Source organism: Streptomyces vinaceus (assembly GCF_008704935.1).
In the GTDB taxonomy this organism is placed as follows: domain Bacteria; phylum Actinomycetota; class Actinomycetes; order Streptomycetales; family Streptomycetaceae; genus Streptomyces; species Streptomyces vinaceus.
Window position 1 is genome coordinate 3,266,195 of the sequence record NZ_CP023692.1, and the last position, 19,273, is coordinate 3,285,467.

Genomic DNA, 19,273 nt, shown 5'->3' on the forward strand with positions numbered 1-19,273 from the left:
CGAGCATATGCCCGCCAACCATCCCGAAATCCAGCCCAGTTGGCACGGTTCACCCGACCGAGCGACACGGGCGGGTGGGGTGGGTTCGGTTGGTTCTCCCCCCGGTTCTTTGGGTCTTCATGCGTCCGATCTCGCCGTGTCGCGGCGGATCGCGACGCGGTACCGGGCGGAACCGGGGCCCGGGCCGTGTCGCGGATGTCCGGGATGCGGCAGCCCGCTGGAACCGTCCGCTCCTCTTTTCACGTCCCTCATGAACATGATCAGTCGAATCTGATCATGTCCGGTCATCAACTACCCCGGGGACACATGTCGTTCGATGCGGAATGGGCCCAGCACAAGGCCGCCGCCCTCGCGCAGCAGCCGTCACCCTCGATGCGCCTCGACCATGCGGGCAGCGGTGGGTCGGGCAGCCTCGTCGCCGGGGCGCAGTCCATCAACGGCAACGCCAACCTGCTGATCGAGATCGCGGCGCTGCTCCACGAGGGGCGGCCGGACGGGGACGCGAGCACCATGGCCCGCGCCCCGCGCGCCCACGCCGACGTCTCGACGCAGGCCCTGCGCTTCGCCCGCTTCGCCGACGACCAGTTCAAGGACACGATCAACCTGTTCGCCGCCCTGGCCACCAAACTCAAGACCACCGGCACCGGCTTCGCGCGGGTGGACGACGGCACCGCCCGCTCCTTCCTCGACGCCCTCCTCGACGGGGGCCGGTACGTGAAGCCGGAGTCGAAGTGAGCCTGAGCCACCGCAAGGACGTCGAGTTCCTGGAGGAGTGCAATCCGGCACTCGTGGAGCGCAACGCCGCCGAGTTCCGGCGGCTGCGGGACCTGCTGGTGCAGGCCGAGGAGCCGGCGCGGCGCGCCGAGACCGGTACGCAGTGGCAGAGCGACGGCAGCCACACGTACACCTCGCGGCTCTCGGAGGCGCGGCAGCTCGTCCTGCACATGGCCGAGGGGTACGACAAGGCGGCGAGCGCCCTGCACGCCTACGCCGCCGCCCTGACGACCGCCAAGTCGCACTACGGGAACGGCAAGCGGGCCGAGCGCAAGCTGGCGGCGCTCATCGCGACGAAGGGCACGGCGATCACGCGGACCGCGCAGGAGGCGGAGCCGATGTGCCAGTGGGAGGACATGCGGGCGACGACCGGCGTCATGGACTTCTTCGCCGAGCTGACGATGGACGTGGACGACATCCGGGAGGAGGCCGACCGGCTGCACGACGACGCGGGCGGCAGCTTCCACCTGGCCGGGTCGGCCGAGGCGGAGGCGCGGAGCGTGTGCGTGCACGCGCTGAAACAGGCGTACGAACTGCTGCCGGAGTTCAAGGTCAAGGGCGGCGGGGGCGGGGTCGACGTGTACGCGGCGATGGCCGACATCCGGCGCGAGGCGGCGCAGGCCCGTACGAACCCCCTGACGCACCTGCCGGGCAGCGGCCCGAAGAAGGAGATGACGGGGCCGGTGGGCAGCGAGCCGGTCTCGCCCGAACTGCGCGACATCCGGATGCGGGTGGCGGGGCTGCCGGCGGCGGACGACAACTACTGGGACCCGCCGCAGTCGGACGAGGGGCGGGCGGAGTGGATCCGCAACAACAAGGAGATCCTGCGGGCGGCCGCGCAGCGGGCGGGGCTGCCGGAGGAGATGGTGGCCGGCATCGCGTGGAAGGAGGTCGGCGGCCAGCCGGGGATCTTCGACGACGGCGTGGACTTCTTCCGCCGGGCCGCGGACGCGCCGTGGGGGCTGAGCCCGGTCACGGCCGAGAACCTGCCGGACCGGGCGGGCGGCAAGCCGGACGAGACCTCCTTCGGCCCGATCGCGGTGCAGCTGCGGCGCGGGGCGGAGGTGCTGGGCTACGACCCGGAGCACCTGACGGACCAGCAGCGCAACGTGGTGAAGTCCGCGCTCCAGGACCCGAAGCAGAACGCGTTCATCGCGGCGGGGTTCCTGGCGCAGATCAAGGAGGAGACGGGGTACGCGAACGTCCCGGCGGACCGGCTGACCGAGGCGCAGATGCAGGAGATAGCCGCCCGGTACAACGGCGGCCCGTACTGGGAGTCGAAGAAGGCGCAGGACTACGGCGATGATTTCCGCAACAACCTCGGCAACGTGAAGAAGGCGATGCGATGACGTACGGCCGGGAGAGCATCGACCTCCCCGAGGACCGGGGCTGCCTCCGATGGGTCCTGGGCGTCCCGCTCGGACTGATCCACGTCCTCAACGCCGTCGCCGTCTTCGCGGCCCTGTACGCCGGCCCGCAGGGCGAGTGGGACGACCAGGGCTACGCGGGCGTCGCGGCGATGTGCCTGATCTCGATGTCCCTGAGCGCGCTGGGCCTGCTCATCACCCTCGTCCCGGCCGTCCGCCGCACGATGGGCCTGTGGTGGCTGGCCCCACCCCTGATCCTCGGCCTAACGGCCCTCATCCGCACCGAAACCCTCTGACACCATCGCCCGACGGACAGAAAAGTTCCGCAGGCTCGGACGCAACGGGGATGCGCGGTGAGTGGAGTGGGGTGGGGGATGCGGCGGGCCGGGCTCGTGGGGTGCGTCGTCGGGGTCGCCGCCCTGCTCGGTGGGTGCTCCGGGGCCGGCGGGGGGCGGGACATCCGGGACGCGCCCTCGTGGGAGGAGGGCGCCACCGTGGAGTCCGTCGCGCAGACCCTGCGGGTGCACGTACCCCCGACGGCGACCGATGCCAGGGCCGCCCACCAGAAGGGGTTCCAGGACGACGGGCTGATCCTCGCGTTCGTCGTGCCGGCGGGTGAGGTGGACGGGTTCCTCGGTCAGCTCCGGCCGGAGCGCCCCCTGCGGCTGCGCGAACAGCCGTGGGCCGCCGAAGGGAAGCCGGCGACGCCCTTCGCGCGCCTCGGGCTTCCGGAGCCCGAATCGCTCGCGAACGTGCGGGAGGGGCAGGTCTGCGCACCCTGCGGGGACGAGCTGGAGTGGTTGAAGGTGGCCGTGGCACCGGTCGACGACCGGAGCAGCCGGGTCTACCTGCGCGGGGCCGACTGAACGCCCGGCGCAGAACGCGGCCCCCGCCCGGACGGGGGCGGGGGCCGCGGGGTGGGTGGCGGTTACGCGGCGACCGGGACCGGGGTGCGGTCGGCGGCCGGCTCGTCCAGGGGGGAGGACGAGGCCGTCTCGTAGGCCTTCTTGTCCAGGATCCCCTCGCGGGCCGCGACCACGACCGGGACCAGGGCCTGGCCGGCGACGTTGGTGGCGGTGCGCATCATGTCGAGGATGGGGTCGATCGCCATCAGCAGGCCGACGCCCTCCAGGGGCAGGCCCAGGGTGGAGAGGGTCAGGGTCAGCATGACCGTGGCGCCCGTCAGGCCGGCCGTGGCGGCCGAGCCGACCACCGAGACGAAGGCGATCAGCAGGTAGTCGGTGACCGTCAGCTGGACGTCGAAGATCTGCGCGATGAAGATCGCGGCGAGCGCCGGGTAGATCGCGGCGCAGCCGTCCATCTTCGTCGTCGCGCCGAACGGGACGGCGAAGGAGGCGTACTCCTTCGGGACGCCGAGGCGCTCGGTGACCTTCTGGGTGACCGGCATGGTGCCGACCGAGGACCGGGAGACGAAGGCCAGCTGGATCGCGGGCCAGGCGCCCTTGAAGAACTGGATCGGGTTGACCTTGGCGACCGTGGCCAGCAGCAGCGGGTAGACGCCGAACATCACGAGCGCGGAGCCGACGTACACGTCCGCGGTGAAGGTCGCGTACTTGCCGATGAGTTCCCAGCCGTACGAGGCGATCGCGGTGCCGATCAGGCCGACGGTGCCGATCGGGGCGAGGCGGATGACCCACCACAGGGCCTTCTGGAGGAGCTCCAGGACGGACTCGGCGACGGTGAGGATCGGCTGGGCCTTGTCGCCGAGCTGGAGGGCGGCGATACCGGCGACGGCGGCCATGAAGACGATCTGGAGCACGTTCAGCTCGGTGAACGGCGTGATGACGTCCGTCGGGACGATGCCGGTCAGGAAGTCCAGCCAGGAGCCGGTGCGCTTGGGCAGCTTGCCGTCCTGCGGGGTGAGGCCGGTGCCGGCGCCCGGGTTGGTCAGCAGGCCGATCGCGAGGCCGATGCCGACGGCGATCAGCGAGGTGATCATGAACCAGAGCAGCGTGCGCGAGGCGAGGCGGGCGGCGTTGTTCACCTTCCGCAGGTTGGTGATCGACACCAGGATCGCGAAGAAGACGAGCGGGGCCACGGCCAGCTTCAGCAGCTGGACGAAGATGTCGCCGACCTGCTCAAGGGTCTTGGCGAGCCAGCTGACGTCCTGGCTGCGCGCGAGCCAGCCGAACAGGACGCCGAGCACGAGGCCGGTGACGATCTGGGCCCAGAACGGGAACTTGAAGGAGGCCTTGGCGGGGGCCTGAGGGGTCGCGGACACGGACACACTCCGGGGGTGATGCGCAAAGAAGGGGGAAGAGGAAGAACGGCGTGGGCTCAGCGACAGCCACAACAGGCCGCGGACACGCGGCGGCAGAGGTCGACGTGCAGGCGCGCCACGAGCGGGACGCTCGCGGTCATCTTGTGCGCAACTGTGGTCAACATGTTTAACACGCTAACACTTTCCCTTTGAGGATCTCAAAGGTGCACTTTGAGTCAGTGGGTGCCGCGCCCTCCGGAAACGCCGAACCGCCCCGGCGCACGGGAGAGTCCGTGCGCGGGGGCGGTTCGGCGTGTGAGGAAGCTAACTCAGGCGCGGGCGGCGTCGTCGGCCGCGTCCTCCTGGGAGCGGTTCGCGGCGAGCTTCTCCTTCGCGCCCGCGACGCGACCGGAGATCTGCGCGGACATCTCGTCGCGCTGCTTGCGCAGCAGTACGAAGGAGAGCGGCGCGGAGATCACGAGGGCGAGCAGCACCACCCAGGCGGGGTTGGCGTCGCCGAGGCCGGCGGGCACCCAGCCCACGTTGACCAGGACGGCGACCAGGACGAGGCATCCGACGAAGATGCCCAGCCGCATCGCGGTGTAGCGGATCGTCGCGCTCGGCTTGAGGGACACGGTGACCCCTTCTCTCTCGTCGGTACTCGTGACACGTACTCGGTCGTCGTCTGCGTGCCCGTCCAGTGAAGCACGCCGCGACTGCGGACAAACCCGCCGGGGTCAGTGCAGCGGCAGCAGCATCGTGATGTCGTCGCGGTCGTCGCCCGGCGCCACCCGGATCGCGCCGGGGACGCGGCCGACCTCCTTGTAGCCGCAGGCCGCGTAGAAGTGCTCCAGCCCCATGCCGCCGCGGCAGGACAGCCGGATGGCTTCGACGCCCTCCATCGCGCGGGCGCAGTCGGCGGACGCGGCCATCAGCCGGCGGCCGTGTCCCCGGCCCTGACGGTCCGGATGGACCATCACCGTGTGGAGCCAGATCCAGTGCCCCATCAGGGCGTGCCGGTTGAGCCCGAGGAAGGCGACGGCGGCCAGCCCGTCCTCGTCGTGGCCCACCAGGAGCCGCATCTGACCGTCGGCGATCATGCCGAGCTGCTTGATCAGCTGGGGGCGGATGTCGTCCCGCACGACGGGCGGGACGAAACCCACGGCTCCGCCGGCGTTGGACGCGTCCGTCCACAGGTCGAGGAGGGCCTCGTGCAGCGCCGTGTCGATCTGCGGATCCAAGGTGAAGGTAAGGGTCATTGCGCCAGAGTATCCATTACTCGATCGGCTGGTCCAGCAAAAAGCGCCCCGGTCCGGCATACGGACCAGGGCGCTTCGGGTGCGAGGGCAGCGCGTCAGACGCGCATCGCCTGCGGGGTCTCGCGCAGGGCCGCGTCCGGGCCGGGGTACTCGCGGATGATCTCGTAGCGCGTGTTGCGCTCGACCGGGCGGAAGCCGGCCTCGCGGATCAGCTCCAGCAGATCGTCACGGCCGAGCTTGTTCGGCGTGCCGTAGTTGTCCGCGTCGTGCGTGATCTTGTACTCGACGACCGAGCCGTCCATGTCGTCCGCGCCGTGCTGGAGGGCCAGCTGGGCGGTCTGCACGCCGTGCATGACCCAGAAGACCTTCACGTGCGGCACGTTGTCGAAGAGGAGACGGGAGACCGCGAAGGTCTTGAGGGCCTCCGCGCCCGTCGCCATCGTCGTACGGGCCTGGAGCTTGTTGCGGACCTTGCCGTCCTGCATGTCCACGAAGTCGTGCTGGTAGCGCAGCGGGATGAAGACCTGGAAGCCGCCGGTCTCGTCCTGGAGCTCGCGCAGCCGCAGCACGTGGTCCACGCGGTGGCGCGGCTCCTCGATGTGCCCGTAGAGCATGGTCGACGGGGTCTTGAGGCCCTTGGAGTGCGCCAGGCGGTGGATGCGCGACCAGTCTTCCCAGTGGGTCTTGTGGTCCACGATGTGCTGGCGGACCTCCCAGTCGAAGATCTCCGCGCCGCCGCCGGTGAGCGACTCCAGACCGGCCTCGATCAGCTCGTCCAGGATGTCGGAGGCCGACATTCCGGAGATCGTCTCGAAGTGGTGGATCTCGGTCGCCGTGAACGCCTTCAGCGAGACGTTCGGCAGCGCCTCCTTCAGGGCGGAGAGCGAGCGCGGGTAGTAGCGCCACGGCAGGCTCGGGTGCAGGCCGTTGACGATGTGCAGCTCGGTGAGGTTCTCGTTCTCCATGGCCTTGGCCAGGCGCACGGCTTCCTCGATGCGCATCGTGTACGCGTCCTTCTCGCCCGGCTTGCGCTGGAACGAGCAGTAGGCGCACGACGCGGTGCACACGTTCGTCATGTTGAGGTGGCGGTTGACGTTGAAGTGGACGACGTCGCCGTTCTTGCGCGTACGCACCTCGTGGGCGAGGCCGCCCAGCCAGGCCAGGTCGTCGGACTCGTAGAGGGCGATGCCGTCCTCACGGGTCAGCCGCTCGCCGGAACGGACCTTCTCCTCCAGCTCACGCTTGAGCCCAGCGTCCATCGGCCGGTCGCCTCCTCGGTTGTCCATCTGTCTGTCCTGCCGCCTGCCTTACCCGACCCCGCAACCGTACTCTTAGCCCTCCTCGGGCAGGTCCCCGACCCGGTTCTCCCACTTCGTGGAGAGCACGATGGTGGTACGGGTGCGGGAGACACCCTTGGTGCTGGAGAGCTTGCGGATGATCCGCTCCAGCCCGTCCACGTCGCCGGCGCGGACCTTGAGCATGTACGAGTCGTCGCCGGCGATGAACCAGCAGTCCTCGATCTCCGCCAGGTCGCGCAGGCGGCGGGCCACGTCCTCGTGGTCCGCGGCGTCGGAGAGGGAGATGCCGATGAGCGCCGTGACGCCGAGGCCGAGCGAGGCCGCGTTGACGGTCGCCCGGTAGCCGGTGATGACGCCGGCCGATTCGAGCCGGTTGATCCGGTCGGTGACGCTGGGGCCGGAGAGGCCGACGAGCCGGCCGAGCTCCGCGTACGAGGCACGTCCGTTCTCACGAAGTGCCTGGATGAGCTGCCTATCCACCGCGTCCATATACCTGGAGCCTTCCATTATTCGGCGATCCCGCAAGTTTACGTATAGAATCAAAGGCGCACAGGGTCAACACCCTGTGAATCTTTCAACAGATCGGCGATGATCTCGCTGATCTGACGACATCAGGAGTGGTTCACCGTGTACACGATCGAGATGGCCTACGCACACATGCGACAGCTCCAGGAGCTGGCCAACCGATCCCGCACCGACCAGCCCGCCGCGGCCCACCGCGTCGACCGGACCCGCAAGCTGCGCACCGACAAGAAGCGCTAGTCACCGCTTGCCTCCCGGGGGCGGGACGCTCCACCGAGCTCCCCCTCCCACCTGCGGTACAGCCGGTGCGGCACCCCTGCCGCATCGAGCACCCGCCCCGCGACGAAGTCCACCAGGTCCTGGATGTGCGTCGCACCCGCGTAGAACGCCGGAGAGGCGGGCAGCACCACTGCGCCCGCCTCGTCCAGCGCCACCAGATGCTTCAGCGTCTGCCCGTTCAGCGGGGTCTCCCGCACCGCGACCACCAGTCGGCGCCGCTCCTTGAGCGTCACGCTCGCGACGCGCTGGAGCAGGTCCTTCGACAGCCCGAGCGCCACTCCCGCCACACAGGCCGTGGACGCCGGCACGATCAGCATCCCCTTCACGGGATACGAGCCCGAGCTCGGCCCGGCGGCCAGGTCCCCGGCGCTCCAGTGGCGGACGTCGTCCAGTTCCGGCCGTGCGAAGGTCGCGGGCTTGCCGTCCGCCCCGCGCTCCAGCCAGGCGGCGAGGTCGTCCCGCCAGTGCGCGTCGCGGAACGCGATACCGGTCTCGTCGAGGAGGGTGAGCCGCGAGGCGCGGCTGACCACGAGGTCCACGCTCTCCCCCGCCGCCAGCAGCCCCCGGATCACCGCCGCCGCGTACGGCGTCCCGGACGCCCCGGAAACCCCGACCACCCACGGGGTGCGCTTGCCGTCAGTCATACCTCCGAGACTATCCGGCCACCGGCGGACGACGCTGAGTAAGGTGTCCCGAGCGTCGACAGCGGGGGGATCAGGACGTGGCCGAAATACAGGCGGGCGTACGGCCGGCCGACTGGAGCCGGACGGAACGGGCCAAAGCGGCCGCGAAGCTGATGCTCGGCTGGGTGGGCCTGCTGTGGCTGATCGAGGTGGTGGACCTGGCCACCGGGCACGCCCTGGACGCGTACGGGATCGTTCCGCGCACCGTGGACGGGCTGACCGGGATCCCGCTGGCCCCGTTCCTGCACTTCGGCTTCGACCACGTGGCGTCGAACAGCGTGCCGCTGCTGGTGCTGGGCTTCGTCGCCGCGCTGAGCGGGATACGGCGGTTCCTGGCGCTGTGCGCGGTGGCCGTGGTGGTGGACGGACTCGGGGTGTGGCTGGTCTCCGGGTCGAACACCGTGACGGCGGGCGCCTCGGGGCTGATCTTCGCCCTCTTCGGCTACCTGCTGGTCCGCGGCTTCGTCGAGCGGCGGCCGCTGGGCGTGCTGGTGGGCGTGGCGATCGCCGCGTACTGGGGGGCGGGGATGCTGACGGGCATCCTGCCGACCGACACGACGGTCAGCTGGCAGGGCCACCTCTTCGGCCTGCTGACGGGCATCGCCGCCGCGTACCTCTTCACCCGGCGGGCGGTCCGGGCGTAGCCCCGGCCGGACCCGCTAGAGGGTGAGGCCGCGGGCCACCAGGTCGGCCAGGGCGCAGGCGAAGAGGGCCATGCCGATGAAGCCGTTCACCGTGAAGAAGGCGCGGTTCAGGCGGGACAGGTCGTGCGGCTTCACGATCGTGTGCTCGTAGAGGAAGGCGGCGACGACGACCACCAGGCCGCACCAGAAGAAGGGGCCCGCGTCCGTCGCCAGCGCGTACCACGCCAGCAGGGCCGTGGTCACCACGTGCGCGCCGCGCGCGCCCCACAGGGCCGCCGGGACGCCGAAGCGGGCCGGGACCGACTTCACGCCGTCCGCGCGGTCCGCCGCCACGTCCTGGCAGGCGAAGATCAGGTCGAAGCCGCCGATCCACACGCCCACGGCCAGGCCCAGGATCACCGCGTCCCAGGACCACTGCCCCGTCACCGCCAGCCAGGCGCCCACCGGCCCCATCGCCTGGGCCAGGCCCAGGATCGCGTGCGGGAAGTTCGTGAACCGCTTGCCGTACGGGTACACCACCATCGGGACCACCGCGACCGGCGCCAGCGCCAGGCACAGCGGGTTCAGCAGCGCCGCCGACCCGAGGAAGACGGCCAGCGCGATCCCGGCCCCGGTCCAGGCCGACCGTACGGAGACGGCGCCCGTGACGAGCTCGCGGCCGGCGGTACGGGGGTTGCGGGCGTCGATCTCCCGGTCGATGATCCGGTTGGCGGCCATCGCGAAGGTCCGCAGCCCGACCATGCAGACGGTGACGAGCAGCAGCTCGGTCCAGTGCATGGAGCGGTCGAGCTGGAACATGGCCGTCAGCGCCGCGATGTAGGCGAAGGGCAGCGCGAAGACCGAGTGCTCGATCATCACGAGCCGCAGGAACGCCTTCACCTTGCCGGGTGCCTGCGGGGCGGAACCGGGGCCGATGACTCCGTCGGCGGTGGTCATCATGCGAGGGCTCTCCGGAAGTCTTCGAGGCCGGCCAGGAGTTCCGCGGCGGGGAGCGGGCCCAGCTCCAGGGTCTGGGGGGCGGCGGCGCCGTCCTCCTCGTCCACGGGCGGGGTGACACGGGCGGTGACCAGCCAGTCGGCGCCCGAGGGGCGGGCTTCGAGGCTCAGGAAGTTGCCGGCCTCGGCGGTGAAGGGCTCGGCGGCGGACAGGGCCCGCTGCAGCTGCTCCGCGAAGGCGTCCGCCTCCACGTCCCGCGCGCCGGGCAGTTCGAAGCCGTCGCCCTCGCCGTCCACCTCGTACATCAGCGCCCAGACGTCACCGGCCCCCACGAACTCCTCCGGGCTCACGCCCGCCTCGCGGGCGGCGACGAGCACGCCGGGCTGGGTCGGGTCGATCTCCGGGCGCACCAGGGCCACGTAGGCCTCGTGGGTGCCGATGTGCAGGTCCGGGCCGCCGACGGCGATCGGGCTCACAGGCCGTACTCCTTCCAGCGGCGGTCCACCAGGGCCGCCGTCGCGGGGTCGGACTCCACCATGTCGGGCCAGCCGCCGTCGCGGGTGTAACCCTCCTCGGGGAGCTTCTTCGTCGCGTCGATGCCCGCCTTGCCGCCCCAGAACTGCTGGTACGAGGCGTGGTCGAGGTGGTCGACCGGGCCCTCCACGACGGTGAGGTCGCGGGAGTAGTCCGTGTTGCCGAGGGCCCGCCAGGACACCTCGTGCAGGTCGTGGACGTCGCAGTCGGAGTCCACGACGATGATCAGCTTGGTCAGCGACATCATGTGGGCGCCCCAGATGGCGTGCATGACCTTCTGGGCGTGCTTGGGGTACTTCTTGTCGATCGAGACGATCGCGCAGTTGTGGAAGCCGCCCGACTCGGGCAGGTGGTAGTCCACGATGTCCGGGACGATGATCTTCAGCAGCGGGAGGAAGAAACGCTCCGTCGCGCGGCCGAGCGGACCGTCCTCGGTGGGCGGGCGGCCGACGACGATCGACTGCAGCAGCGGGCGCTTGCGCATCGTCACGCAGTCGATCTTCAGGGCCGGGAAGGGCTCCTGCGGGGTGTAGAAGCCGGTGTGGTCGCCGAAGGGCCCCTCGGGGAGCATCTCGCCCGGCTCCAGCCAGCCCTCGACGACCACCTCGGCGTTGGCCGGGACCTGGAGCGGGACGGTCTTGCAGTCGACCATCTCGATCCGCTTGCCCGCGACGAACCCGGCGAAGAGGTACTCGTCGATGTCGCCGGGCAGCGGCGCGGTCGACGCGTACGTCACGGCCGGCGGGCAGCCGAAGGCGATCGCGACCGGGAGGCGCTCACCGCGCTTGGCGGCGACGGCGTAGTGGTTGCGGCTGTCCTTGTGGATCTGCCAGTGCATGCCGATGGTGCGCTTGTCGTGGCGCTGGAGGCGGTAGAGGCCGAGGTTGCGCACGCCGGTCTCGGGGTGCTTGGTGTGCGTGAGGCCGAGGTTGAAGAAGGACCCGCCGTCCTTGGGCCAGGTGAAGAGGGCCGGCAGGGCGTCGAGGTCGACGTCGTCGCCGGTGAGGACGACCTCCTGGACGGGAGCGGACTCGCCCTTCACCTTCTTCGGCGGCACGTGCACCATCGAGCCCAGCTTGCCGAAGGCCTCGCGCACGCCGATGAACCCCTGCGGGAGCTCCGGCTTGAGCAGGCCGCCGATCTTCTCGCTGATCTCGCCGTACGACTTGAGGCCGAGGGCCTTCAGGAGGCGGCGGTCGGTCCCGAAGACGTTCATGGCCAGCGGCATCGCCGAGCCCTTGACGTTCTCGAAGAGGAGGGCGGGACCTCCCGCCTTGTTCACTCTGTCGACGATCTCCCCGACCTCCAGGTACGGGTCGACTTCGGCCTTGATGCGCTTGAGGTCGCCCTCTCGCTCCAGAGCCCGGAGCAGCGAGCGGAGATCGTCGTAAGCCATAGGGGCCAGTATCCGTCACCGGCTAGCCTGGGAGTGTCACCGGGGCCCGAGGCGGGTCCCCCGTCACTGCTGGGGAGTCGGTCCCACACCGTGCTGCGCTATCTGCCGTTCCTGCTGATCATCGCGCTGACCATCTACGCCTTCATCGACTGCCTGAACACGCCGGAGGAAGAGGTCAAGCACCTCCCCAAGGTGGTGTGGGTCATCATCATCCTGCTGTTCTCGATCGTCGGACCGGTGGTGTGGCTGTTCGCGGGCCGGCAGCGTTCCGCGCTCGGCGGCGGCCGCGCGCGCCGCACCCAGTGGGTCGCCCCCGACGACAACCCGGAGTTCCTGCGCTCGCTGGGCGAGGACCGCGACAAGGACCGCGACAAGGACAAGGACTGACGGCGGAACCAGGTGAGTGATCCGCACGACGGAGCCGGGTCCGCACCGGTCGAACCGGTGACACCCGAGCCGCCGCACCCGCTGCGCAGGACGCTGCTCCACCAGTCCTGGCTGGACGTGGCGTTCGTGCACTGGGCGGTGGCCCCGGAGTCGGTGGGCGGGCTGCTGCCCCGCGGCGTCCGTCCCGACGTGTACGAGGGCTGGACGTACGTGGGTCTGATCGCCCTGCGGATGCACCGGGTCGGCTGGCTCGGACTGCCCGGCGTGCCGTACTTCGGCACCTTCCCGGAGACGAACGTGCGCCTGTACTCGGTGGACGAACGCGGCCGCCGCGGCGTGGTCTTCCGGTCGTTCGAGGCGTCGCGGCTGCTCCCGGTGCTCGTCGCACGCCTGGGATTCCGGCTCCCCTACATGTGGGCCGAGATGTCGGTCCACCGCGAGGGCGACGGCGTCGACTACACCACCAGGCGCCGCTGGCCGCGACCGGGGGGCAGCGGCGGAGCGCACGCGCGACTGGGTCTGCGCGTCGGTGCGCGGATCGCGGAGCCGAGCGGGCTCGAAGACTTCCTCACGGCCCGCTGGGGCATGCACAGCGACCGGCACGGCAGGACCCGCTACCTCCCGAACGCCCACCCGCGGTGGAGACTGCACCGCGCCGAGTTGCTGCACCTCGACGAGAACCTGATCACTGCGGCCGGACTGCCCCGCCCCGCCGCCCCGCCGGTCAGCGTCCTGTTCTCACCCGGAGTCCCCGTCCGCTTCGGCGCTCCCGCGTAGAGCCGTTGCGGCCTCGGCGGCCGGAACCGCCCTCACCGGGCCCAGGGCAGGACGCGGGGTTCCGCTTCCCCCGGGACCGTGACCAGGGCGTCCGAGCACATCGCGACGTGGGCCTCGGCCGCCTCCGAGGCGTGGACGCGGCGCAGTACGTGCGGCGGCAGGACCAGGGTCTCGCCCGCCGCGGCCTTCTGCGTGCGGCCGGCCGAGGTGACCTCCAGGCTGCCCGCGGTGACGGTCCAGATCTGTTCGCGGTCGACGGAGTGCTCCGGGCCGGATGCGCCGGCGGCCATGGCGACGCGCCAGGTGCTGAGTTCGGCGCTGCCCCGGCTGGGCGCGGCCAGGCCGGTCATGACCGCGTTGGGGGTGGTGATGACGTGGTCGGCCGAGGTGGTGATGGTGTGCATGCCGAGATCCCTCACTTCTGAGTCAAGCCGCTTTACTTAACTCCACGAGTAAAGCAGCTTGACCCAGTCGTGTCACCATGTTTTCCGTGACGAGAGACGAAGACACCGGCATCGAGCTCGGCTTCCTGCTCGGCCTCGGGTTCCAGCTGCTGATCGGCGAGTTCACCCGGCGGCTCGACGCGGCCGGGTACGGCGATCTGCGGCCCGCGCACGGCATGGCCTTCCAGGTGCTCAAGGGGGGCGGGGCCACCGGCACCGAGCTCGGCGAGCGGCTCGGGGTGACCAAGCAGGCCGCCGGGCAGCTCGTGGACGACCTGGAGAAGCGGGGCTACGTACGGCGCGAGCCGCACCCCGGGGGCGGCCGGCGCAAGCTGGTGGTCCTGACCCCGGCCGCGGAGGAGCACCTCGCCGTCGCCGGACGGGTCCTGCACGAGCTGGAGGACGAGCTCGGCGCCCGCGTCGACCTCCCCGCCCTGCGCCGGGAGCTCACCGGCCTGCTGCACGCCCTGGGCGGGGACGGAGCGCTTCCGCCGCTGCGGCCCGTCTGGCATTGAACGCGTTCAAGGCTGCTGCAAGAATGGGCGGATGCCGAGGAACAGCGGGGGGCCGCGGGTCGTCGACACGGTCCTGCGCAATCTGCTCGCGTACGGGATCGCCGTCGCCGCCCTGCTCGCCGTGGCCGGCGGCAACCCGCACGCCGCCCGCTCCACCCCCGCCGTCTACGACGCCCGCACCGACGAGATCGTCGGCACCTGGCGCTGCGTCGAGGGCACCGAGGTGGTCTTCCGGGCCGACGGGACCGCCGCCGTCACCCTCCTCAACGGGCAGGAACGGGACTACGACCACGGCTGGCGCCTGTCCGGAACCGGCACCTGGAAGCTCATCAGCCGCGAACCCGCCGGGTGGAACTACGGCCAGCACGTGCGCCTGCGCCTGCCCGACCTCTACAAGTGGACCTTCGAGCTGCGCCGCGACGACCGCCAGACGCTGGAGCTGTACTTCTTCTACGGCGATCCTGACGCCCGCAGCGCCTACGTCCTGGAGAAGGACCCGTAGGAGGCGCGCAGCTCCGCCCAGCGGGCGTCGGTCCACCGGGACCAGTCCGTCGGACGGCCCTGGAGGGCCGATTCCAGCAGCTCGAAGTGGTGGTGCCAGGCAGTCGAGGCGCTCCTCGTCCGTCCCGGCCCGCTCGTCCAGGAAGCGGATCACGGTCGAGTCCGTGCCCACCACCTCCAGGTGGAAGCGCATCCGGCCGTACTCGCCCACCGTGTACTCGACGACCCGCTCCACGTCCCAGGCCGTGACGTGGCCGGAGACCGTCGCCCCGCCGTTCAGCCAGTGCAGCGTGACGGCCCCGCCCAGCCTGCGCTCCAGTACGTCCGCCGCGGCCAGCCAGCCGCGCAGCCCGTCCGCCGTGGTCAGGGCGGGCCACACGGCCTCGTACGCGCTCGGCACGTGGACCTCGAAGCGCAGCAGCCAGCGGCCCTCGCCGCGGCTCTCACTGGTGGCATGGATCACCGGTGTCGGCCTCATGCCACCAGCGTCCCACTCCTGCGCGTCAGACGCCCGCGTAGGAGTGCTTGCCGCTGAGCAGGATGTTCACGCCGTAGTAGTTCCAGATCCAGCAGGCGAAGGCGAAGAGCGCGAGGTACGCGGCCTTGCGGCCCTTCCAGCCGGCGGTGGCGCGGGCGTGCAGGTAGCAGGCGTACGCCACCCAGGTCACGAAGGACCAGACCTCCTTGGGGTCCCAGCCCCAGTAGCGGCCCCAGGCGTCGCCTGCCCAGATCGCGCCCGCGACGATGGTGAAGGTCCACAGCGGGAACACGGCCGCGTTGATCCGGTACGAGAACTTGTCGAGCGAGGCCGCCGAAGGCAGCCGCTCCAGCACGGAGGAGCGGAAGCTCCCCACCGTGCGGCCCTGCTCCAGGTGGCTCTCGTAGGAGTCGCGGAAGAGGTAGAGCACCGCGCCGGCCGCGCCGATGTAGAAGACCGCGCCGCAGAAGATCGCGGTGGAGACGTGGATCCACAGCCAGTACGAGTGCAGGGCCGGGACCAGCTGGTCGCTGGCGGTGTAGAGCCAGGTGGTGGCGATGCCGAGGTCCAGCAGGACGGTGGTGACCAGGATCAGGCCGAGCCAGCGGACGTTCTTCTTCAGCGCCAGGAGCGCCAGGTAGGCGCCGACGGCGACGGTGGAGAAGGTCACCGAGAACTCGTACATGTTGCCCCAGGGGGCCCGCTGCACGGACATCGCGCGGGTCACGACGCCGCCCGCCTCGATGACGAAGGCCAGGGTGGTCAGCGAGACCGCGATCCGGCCGTACAGGTCGCCGTTCTCGGTACCGCCGGCCGCGCCGGGACCGTCCGGGACGTCGCGGGTGCCGGCGGCGGAGCGGGTGACGACCTTCGGCTTGTCGAGGACCGCGGTGCCCCCGGTTTCACCGGAGCTGCGCGCCCCCTTCTGGCGCACCTGGACGGCGGGGCCCGCGGCGGCCGCGGCCCCTGCCTTGGCGCCGGTCAGCGCCGCGGCCGTACGGCCCACCTTGCTGCGGCTGCCGAAGGTCCACTCGGCGATGTGCGCGAAGAAGGCGAGCATGTAGACCGCCATCGACGAATAGATCAGGTAATTGCTGATCTGCGCCAAATTCTCGTTGACTTCGGCTGCGAGCGGCGTCATCCGCGCTCCCCTTCGACAGGTTCCTTGACAGGTTGGTCGGGCGCCGTGGGCGCCTGCTGGTGGAGGGCGGCGGCGAGCTGCCCCAGCTCCTCCGGGAGCTTGGCCGACTCGCTGCGGCCGAGGCCGGCCATCTCGACGACGGTCACGCCGTCCTTGCCGGCGACCGCCCGCACCCAGACCCGGCGGCGCTGGATGAACAGCGACGCGGCCAGGCCGCCGATCGCGGCGATCGCGCCCCCGAGGGCGAGGCCGCTGCCGGGCTGGCGGGTGATGGAGAAGGTGGCCCAGCGCTCGATGCCCTCGAACTTCACGGTGCCCGCGCCGTTCGGGAGCTCCATGGTCTCGCCGGGCAGCAGCCGCTTCTTGAACAGCTGCCCCTCGGGGTCCTTGAACTCCTGCATCTTGGAGGTGTTCAGCTGGTACACGTTCTGCGGCAGGCCCGAGTCCACTCCGAGGCTGCCGTGGTAGGCGCTGAGCGCGAGGACCGGGAACTTCAGGTCGGGGAACTGGGAGAGCATCGTGCCCTTGCCCTCGCCGGCGAAGGTCGGCACGAACATGGCGTTGAAGCCGAGCTGCTCCTTCCGGCCGTCCTTGTCGCGGTAGCCGTCCGGCACCTTGACGGCGCCGGAGGAGCTGAGGTTCGCATCGAAGGGCAGCATCGGCACGGCGTCCTTGTAGATCACCTTGCCGGTCGGGTCGGTCACCGAGATGACCGGCGCGTAGCCGTGGCCGAGCAGGTAGACCTTGGAGCCGTCGACCTCCATCGGCTTGTTGACCTGGATCTCGCGCTTCTGCGGGGCGCCGTCCGCGCCCTCGCTGAAGGTCACGTACGCCTTGAAGTCGCGCGCCGTGCCCTTCTGCGGGCCGCTCTCCTCGTACGTGGCGTCGAACTTGTCGAGCGTGAACGAGAAGGGCGACAGGTCGTCGGGGTCGAACCAGCTGCCGTACTTGAAGTCGTCGTACTGGGTCAGCGTGTTCGCGAAGCCCTTGCCGCGCAGGACCAGCTTGCCGCCCTCGGACTTGAACAGCTGGCCCCAGGCGAACGCGATCAGCATCACGATCAGGGCGACGTGGAAGAGCAGGTTGCCCGCCTCGCGCAGGTAGCCCTTCTCGGCGGCGACGGCGGAGGTGCCCGCCTCGGTACGGAACCGCCTGCCGCCGAGGATCGTCCTCGCCTGCGCGAGGACCTCGTCGGGGGACTTCTCCGTACGCCACGTCGCGTACGCGGGCAGCCGGTCGAGGCGCCTGGGGGCGCCGGGCGGGCGGCCCGTGAGCTGGCCGACGAACTGCCAGCTGCGCGGGACGATGCAGCCGATCAGCGAGATGAACAGCAGCAGGTAGATCGCGGAGAACCACACCGAGCTGTAGACGTCGAAGAGCTGGAGCTTCTCGGCGAGCGGCACCCAGAAGGAGTGGTCGGCCTTCCACTGGGCCACCTTCATCGCGTCGACCTGGTTCTGCGGGACGAGCGAGCCGGGGATGGAGCCCAGGGAGAGCAGGAAGAGGAGGATCAGCGCCACCCGCATGGAGGTGAGCTGCCGCCAGAACCAGCGGATCCAGCCGATCACGCCGATGCCGACGGGACCGCCGGTGTCCTCCGCGGGGGCGGTGGACAGCTGCGCGCCGGCGGCGGCGTCCGCCGCTTCCTCGGACGGGTTCGGCGCCTCGGTGGACGCCTTGTCTGTCGTACTCATGTCCGTGTAGTCCTCAGATCCCCACCGTGAAGCCTTGGGTCCAGATGCGCATGTCGTCGACGATGCCGGCCCACAATCCCGTGACGAGCAGCAGCCCGGTCAGGACCAGCATGCCGCCCCCGATCCGCATCACCCACGCATAGTGCTGCTTCACCCAGCCGAAAGCGCCGAGCGCCTTGCGGAAGGCGATCGCGGCGAGGATGAAGGGCAGGCCCAGTCCCAGACAGTAGGCGACGGTCAGCAGCGCGCCCCGGCCGGCACTGGCCTGGTCGAGGGAGAGCGTGCTGACCGCGGCGAGGGTCGGGCCCATGCAGGGGGTCCAGCCGACTCCGAAGAGCACGCCGAGCAGGGGCGCGCCGATCAGGCCCGCGGTCGGCTTCTTGTGGAAGCGGAACTCCCGCATCGTCAGTCCCGGGATCAGGCCCATGAAGAAGAGGCCGAGAACGATCACCAGGCCGCCGAGGATCCGGGAGATGATGTCCCGGTTCGCCTGGAGCGTGCCGCCGAAGTAGCCGAAGAGCGCGCCGGTCGAGACGAACACCGCCGTGAAGCCGAGGATGAACAGGCCCGCCCCGGCCAGCATCCGGCCGCGCCGGGCCTCGGCGAGGTCGGCCCCGCTGATGCCGGTCACGTAGGAGAGGTAGCCGGGGACCAGCGGGAGCACGCAGGGCGAGAAGAACGAGACGAGTCCGGCGAGGACCGAGATGGGCAGTGCCAGCATCAGGGCCCCGTCGAGGACCGTCGCGTTCACGCCGGTCGGCTCGGCGGCCAGGGTGAGGAGCTCGGGGACCACTCGGTCACTGCTCCGCGAGCACGGGGTCGATCATGGAGCGCAGCTGCTGCTCGCTGATCGCGACGAGTGTGCGGGCGGCGACCCTGCCCTGCTTGTCGAGGACGATCGTGGAGGGGATGGCCTGCGGGTTGAGCGTGCCGGCGGGGAAGCGGAGCAGCAGCTTCCCGTCCGGGTCGTAGAGGCTCGGGTAGGTGATCCCGAAGTTCTCCTCGAAGGAGGCCGCGTTCTGCTTGCTGCTGTCGCGTGTGTTGATGCCGACGAACGCGACGTCCTTGCCGGCGTCGGCGAGCTCCTTCGACACCTTCGCGAAGTTCGGGGCCTCGGCGCGGCACGGCGGGCACCAGGAGCCCCACACGTTGAGGACGACGACCTTGCCCTTGAGGGACGTGGTGTCGAGCGTCTTGCCGTCGACGGTCTCGCCGTCCAGCTTGGGGGCCTCGGTGCGCGAGCCCTGGGCGACGGTGGAGATTCCGGCGGTGCCGGTCACGTAGTTGCCGCCGGCGGAGCCGTTCGGCTTGCCGTCGTCGTCGCACGCCGACAGGGTCAGAGCGCCCGCGAGGGTCACCGCGGTGAGCAGGAGAGCACGGCCAATTCTCATGTGAAAAGTTTCGCATGAGCGATTTGCGGATCT

Annotated in this window: 24 protein-coding genes; 10 read left to right on the top strand and 14 right to left on the bottom strand. The window is 70.5% G+C overall.

All coding sequences use genetic code 11. The features are described 5' to 3' along the window. The first annotated feature begins 306 nt into the window (after positions 1–306). Genes CP980_RS14485 through CP980_RS14500 form a run of 4 tightly spaced genes read left to right on the top strand, consistent with a single transcriptional unit; the run spans position 307 to position 3,007 of the window. Positions 307–735: a hypothetical protein gene (locus CP980_RS14485; protein ID WP_229907150.1), complete on the top strand. Its 429-nt coding sequence runs from the start codon at positions 307–309 to the stop codon at positions 733–735. After that, entirely contained in the window at positions 732–2,123 is a 1,392-nt protein-coding gene (locus CP980_RS14490; RefSeq protein WP_150528327.1) for a hypothetical protein, read from the top strand. The genes CP980_RS14485 and CP980_RS14490 overlap by 4 nt, the downstream gene beginning before the upstream one ends. Next, positions 2,120–2,437, top strand: coding sequence for a hypothetical protein (locus CP980_RS14495; protein ID WP_150528328.1), 318 nt, complete (start codon positions 2,120–2,122; stop codon positions 2,435–2,437). The genes CP980_RS14490 and CP980_RS14495 overlap by 4 nt, the downstream gene beginning before the upstream one ends. A 57-nt stretch (positions 2,438–2,494) precedes the next feature. Continuing rightward, positions 2,495–3,007 (top strand): hypothetical protein, encoded by a 513-nt coding sequence (locus tag CP980_RS14500; protein ID WP_150528329.1) that lies wholly within the window; start codon positions 2,495–2,497, stop codon positions 3,005–3,007. A gap of 62 nt (positions 3,008–3,069) precedes the next feature. Here CP980_RS14500 and CP980_RS14505 read toward each other — a convergent pair whose 3' ends face one another. The 5 genes from CP980_RS14505 to CP980_RS14525 form a co-directional block, all read right to left on the bottom strand. Further along, positions 3,070–4,389, bottom strand: coding sequence for a dicarboxylate/amino acid:cation symporter (locus CP980_RS14505; RefSeq protein WP_150528330.1), 1,320 nt, complete (start codon positions 4,387–4,389; stop codon positions 3,070–3,072). Between the two features lie 302 nt (positions 4,390–4,691). Continuing rightward, positions 4,692–4,958 carry a DUF4229 domain-containing protein gene (locus CP980_RS14510; protein ID WP_051696588.1) on the bottom strand — a complete coding sequence of 89 codons (267 nt, stop codon included), beginning with the start codon at positions 4,956–4,958 and terminating at the stop codon, positions 4,692–4,694. A 141-nt stretch (positions 4,959–5,099) separates the two neighbouring features. Continuing rightward, a complete protein-coding gene (locus tag CP980_RS14515) occupies positions 5,100–5,621 on the bottom strand; it encodes a GNAT family N-acetyltransferase (protein ID WP_150528331.1) in 522 nt (173 codons plus the stop codon). A 95-nt stretch (positions 5,622–5,716) separates the two neighbouring features. Beyond that, complete coding sequence (gene mqnE / locus CP980_RS14520) at positions 5,717–6,880, bottom strand: aminofutalosine synthase MqnE (RefSeq protein ID WP_099890050.1); 1,164 nt, start codon at positions 6,878–6,880, stop codon at positions 5,717–5,719. Between the two features lie 72 nt (positions 6,881–6,952). Next, entirely contained in the window at positions 6,953–7,408 is a 456-nt protein-coding gene (locus CP980_RS14525; protein WP_030161227.1) for an Lrp/AsnC family transcriptional regulator, read from the bottom strand. A 138-nt stretch (positions 7,409–7,546) separates the two neighbouring features. On the opposite strand from CP980_RS14525, the gene CP980_RS36375 reads away from it, so the two are divergent. Then, the gene (locus CP980_RS36375) at positions 7,547–7,681 is read left to right on the top strand and encodes a hypothetical protein (protein ID WP_268257432.1); all 135 of its coding nucleotides are present in this window, start codon (positions 7,547–7,549) and stop codon (positions 7,679–7,681) included. Here CP980_RS36375 and CP980_RS14530 read toward each other — a convergent pair. Then, positions 7,678–8,364, bottom strand: coding sequence for a UbiX family flavin prenyltransferase (locus CP980_RS14530; RefSeq protein ID WP_132759654.1), 687 nt, complete (start codon positions 8,362–8,364; stop codon positions 7,678–7,680). The two genes, CP980_RS36375 and CP980_RS14530, sit on opposite strands and share 4 nt — an antisense overlap. Before the next feature lie 152 nt (positions 8,365–8,516). On the opposite strand from CP980_RS14530, the gene CP980_RS14535 reads away from it, so the two are divergent. Continuing rightward, on the top strand, positions 8,517–9,047 hold the full coding sequence (locus tag CP980_RS14535) for a rhomboid family intramembrane serine protease (protein WP_150530224.1): 531 nt from the start codon (positions 8,517–8,519) through the stop codon (positions 9,045–9,047). Positions 9,048–9,062: 15 nt separating this feature from the next. Here the strand turns inward: CP980_RS14535 and mqnP are convergent, their stop codons facing one another. From mqnP to CP980_RS14550, 3 genes are read right to left on the bottom strand one after another with little or no spacing between them, the layout of a single operon-like run. Further along, complete coding sequence (gene mqnP, locus CP980_RS14540; RefSeq protein WP_132759810.1) at positions 9,063–9,983, bottom strand: menaquinone biosynthesis prenyltransferase MqnP; 921 nt, start codon at positions 9,981–9,983, stop codon at positions 9,063–9,065. Beyond that, positions 9,983–10,459 carry a hypothetical protein gene (locus CP980_RS14545; protein WP_150528332.1) on the bottom strand — a complete coding sequence of 159 codons (477 nt, stop codon included), beginning with the start codon at positions 10,457–10,459 and terminating at the stop codon, positions 9,983–9,985. Before CP980_RS14545 ends, mqnP begins: the two co-directional genes overlap by 1 nt. Then, positions 10,456–11,913, bottom strand: coding sequence for a menaquinone biosynthesis decarboxylase (locus tag CP980_RS14550; RefSeq protein WP_132759652.1), 1,458 nt, complete (start codon positions 11,911–11,913; stop codon positions 10,456–10,458). The genes CP980_RS14545 and CP980_RS14550 overlap by 4 nt, the downstream gene beginning before the upstream one ends. 90 nt (positions 11,914–12,003) lie before the next feature. Between CP980_RS14550 and CP980_RS14555 the strand changes: the two genes are divergently transcribed. Continuing rightward, a complete protein-coding gene (locus tag CP980_RS14555) occupies positions 12,004–12,300 on the top strand; it encodes a PLD nuclease N-terminal domain-containing protein (protein ID WP_132759651.1) in 297 nt (98 codons plus the stop codon). 12 nt (positions 12,301–12,312) lie between these two features. Further along, complete coding sequence (locus CP980_RS14560) at positions 12,313–13,077, top strand: YqjF family protein (RefSeq protein ID WP_150528333.1); 765 nt, start codon at positions 12,313–12,315, stop codon at positions 13,075–13,077. A gap of 32 nt (positions 13,078–13,109) precedes the next feature. Here the strand turns inward: CP980_RS14560 and CP980_RS14565 are convergent, their stop codons facing one another. Beyond that, entirely contained in the window at positions 13,110–13,481 is a 372-nt protein-coding gene (locus tag CP980_RS14565) for a cupin domain-containing protein (RefSeq protein WP_132759649.1), read from the bottom strand. An 86-nt stretch (positions 13,482–13,567) separates the two neighbouring features. Between CP980_RS14565 and CP980_RS14570 the strand changes: the two genes are divergently transcribed. After that, positions 13,568–14,035: a MarR family winged helix-turn-helix transcriptional regulator gene (locus CP980_RS14570; protein ID WP_373312924.1), complete on the top strand. Its 468-nt coding sequence runs from the start codon at positions 13,568–13,570 to the stop codon at positions 14,033–14,035. A 31-nt stretch (positions 14,036–14,066) separates the two neighbouring features. Then, complete coding sequence (locus CP980_RS14575) at positions 14,067–14,537, top strand: hypothetical protein (RefSeq protein ID WP_229907149.1); 471 nt, start codon at positions 14,067–14,069, stop codon at positions 14,535–14,537. 502 nt (positions 14,538–15,039) lie between these two features. On the opposite strand, the gene ccsB is transcribed toward CP980_RS14575, so the two are convergent. The 4 genes from ccsB to CP980_RS14600 all read right to left on the bottom strand — a co-directional run bounded on the left by ccsB (position 15,040) and on the right by CP980_RS14600 (position 19,240). Then, positions 15,040–16,155, bottom strand: coding sequence for a c-type cytochrome biogenesis protein CcsB (gene ccsB / locus CP980_RS14585; RefSeq protein WP_150528334.1), 1,116 nt, complete (start codon positions 16,153–16,155; stop codon positions 15,040–15,042). Then, positions 16,152–17,849 (bottom strand): cytochrome c biogenesis protein ResB, encoded by a 1,698-nt coding sequence (gene resB / locus CP980_RS14590; protein WP_150528335.1) that lies wholly within the window; start codon positions 17,847–17,849, stop codon positions 16,152–16,154. The genes ccsB and resB overlap by 4 nt, the downstream gene beginning before the upstream one ends. A gap of 13 nt (positions 17,850–17,862) precedes the next feature. Continuing rightward, entirely contained in the window at positions 17,863–18,570 is a 708-nt protein-coding gene (locus tag CP980_RS14595) for a cytochrome c biogenesis CcdA family protein (protein WP_373312931.1), read from the bottom strand. Between the two features lie 76 nt (positions 18,571–18,646). Continuing rightward, a complete protein-coding gene (locus tag CP980_RS14600) occupies positions 18,647–19,240 on the bottom strand; it encodes a TlpA family protein disulfide reductase (RefSeq protein WP_132759643.1) in 594 nt (197 codons plus the stop codon). Between the last annotated feature and the right edge of the window lie 33 nt (positions 19,241–19,273).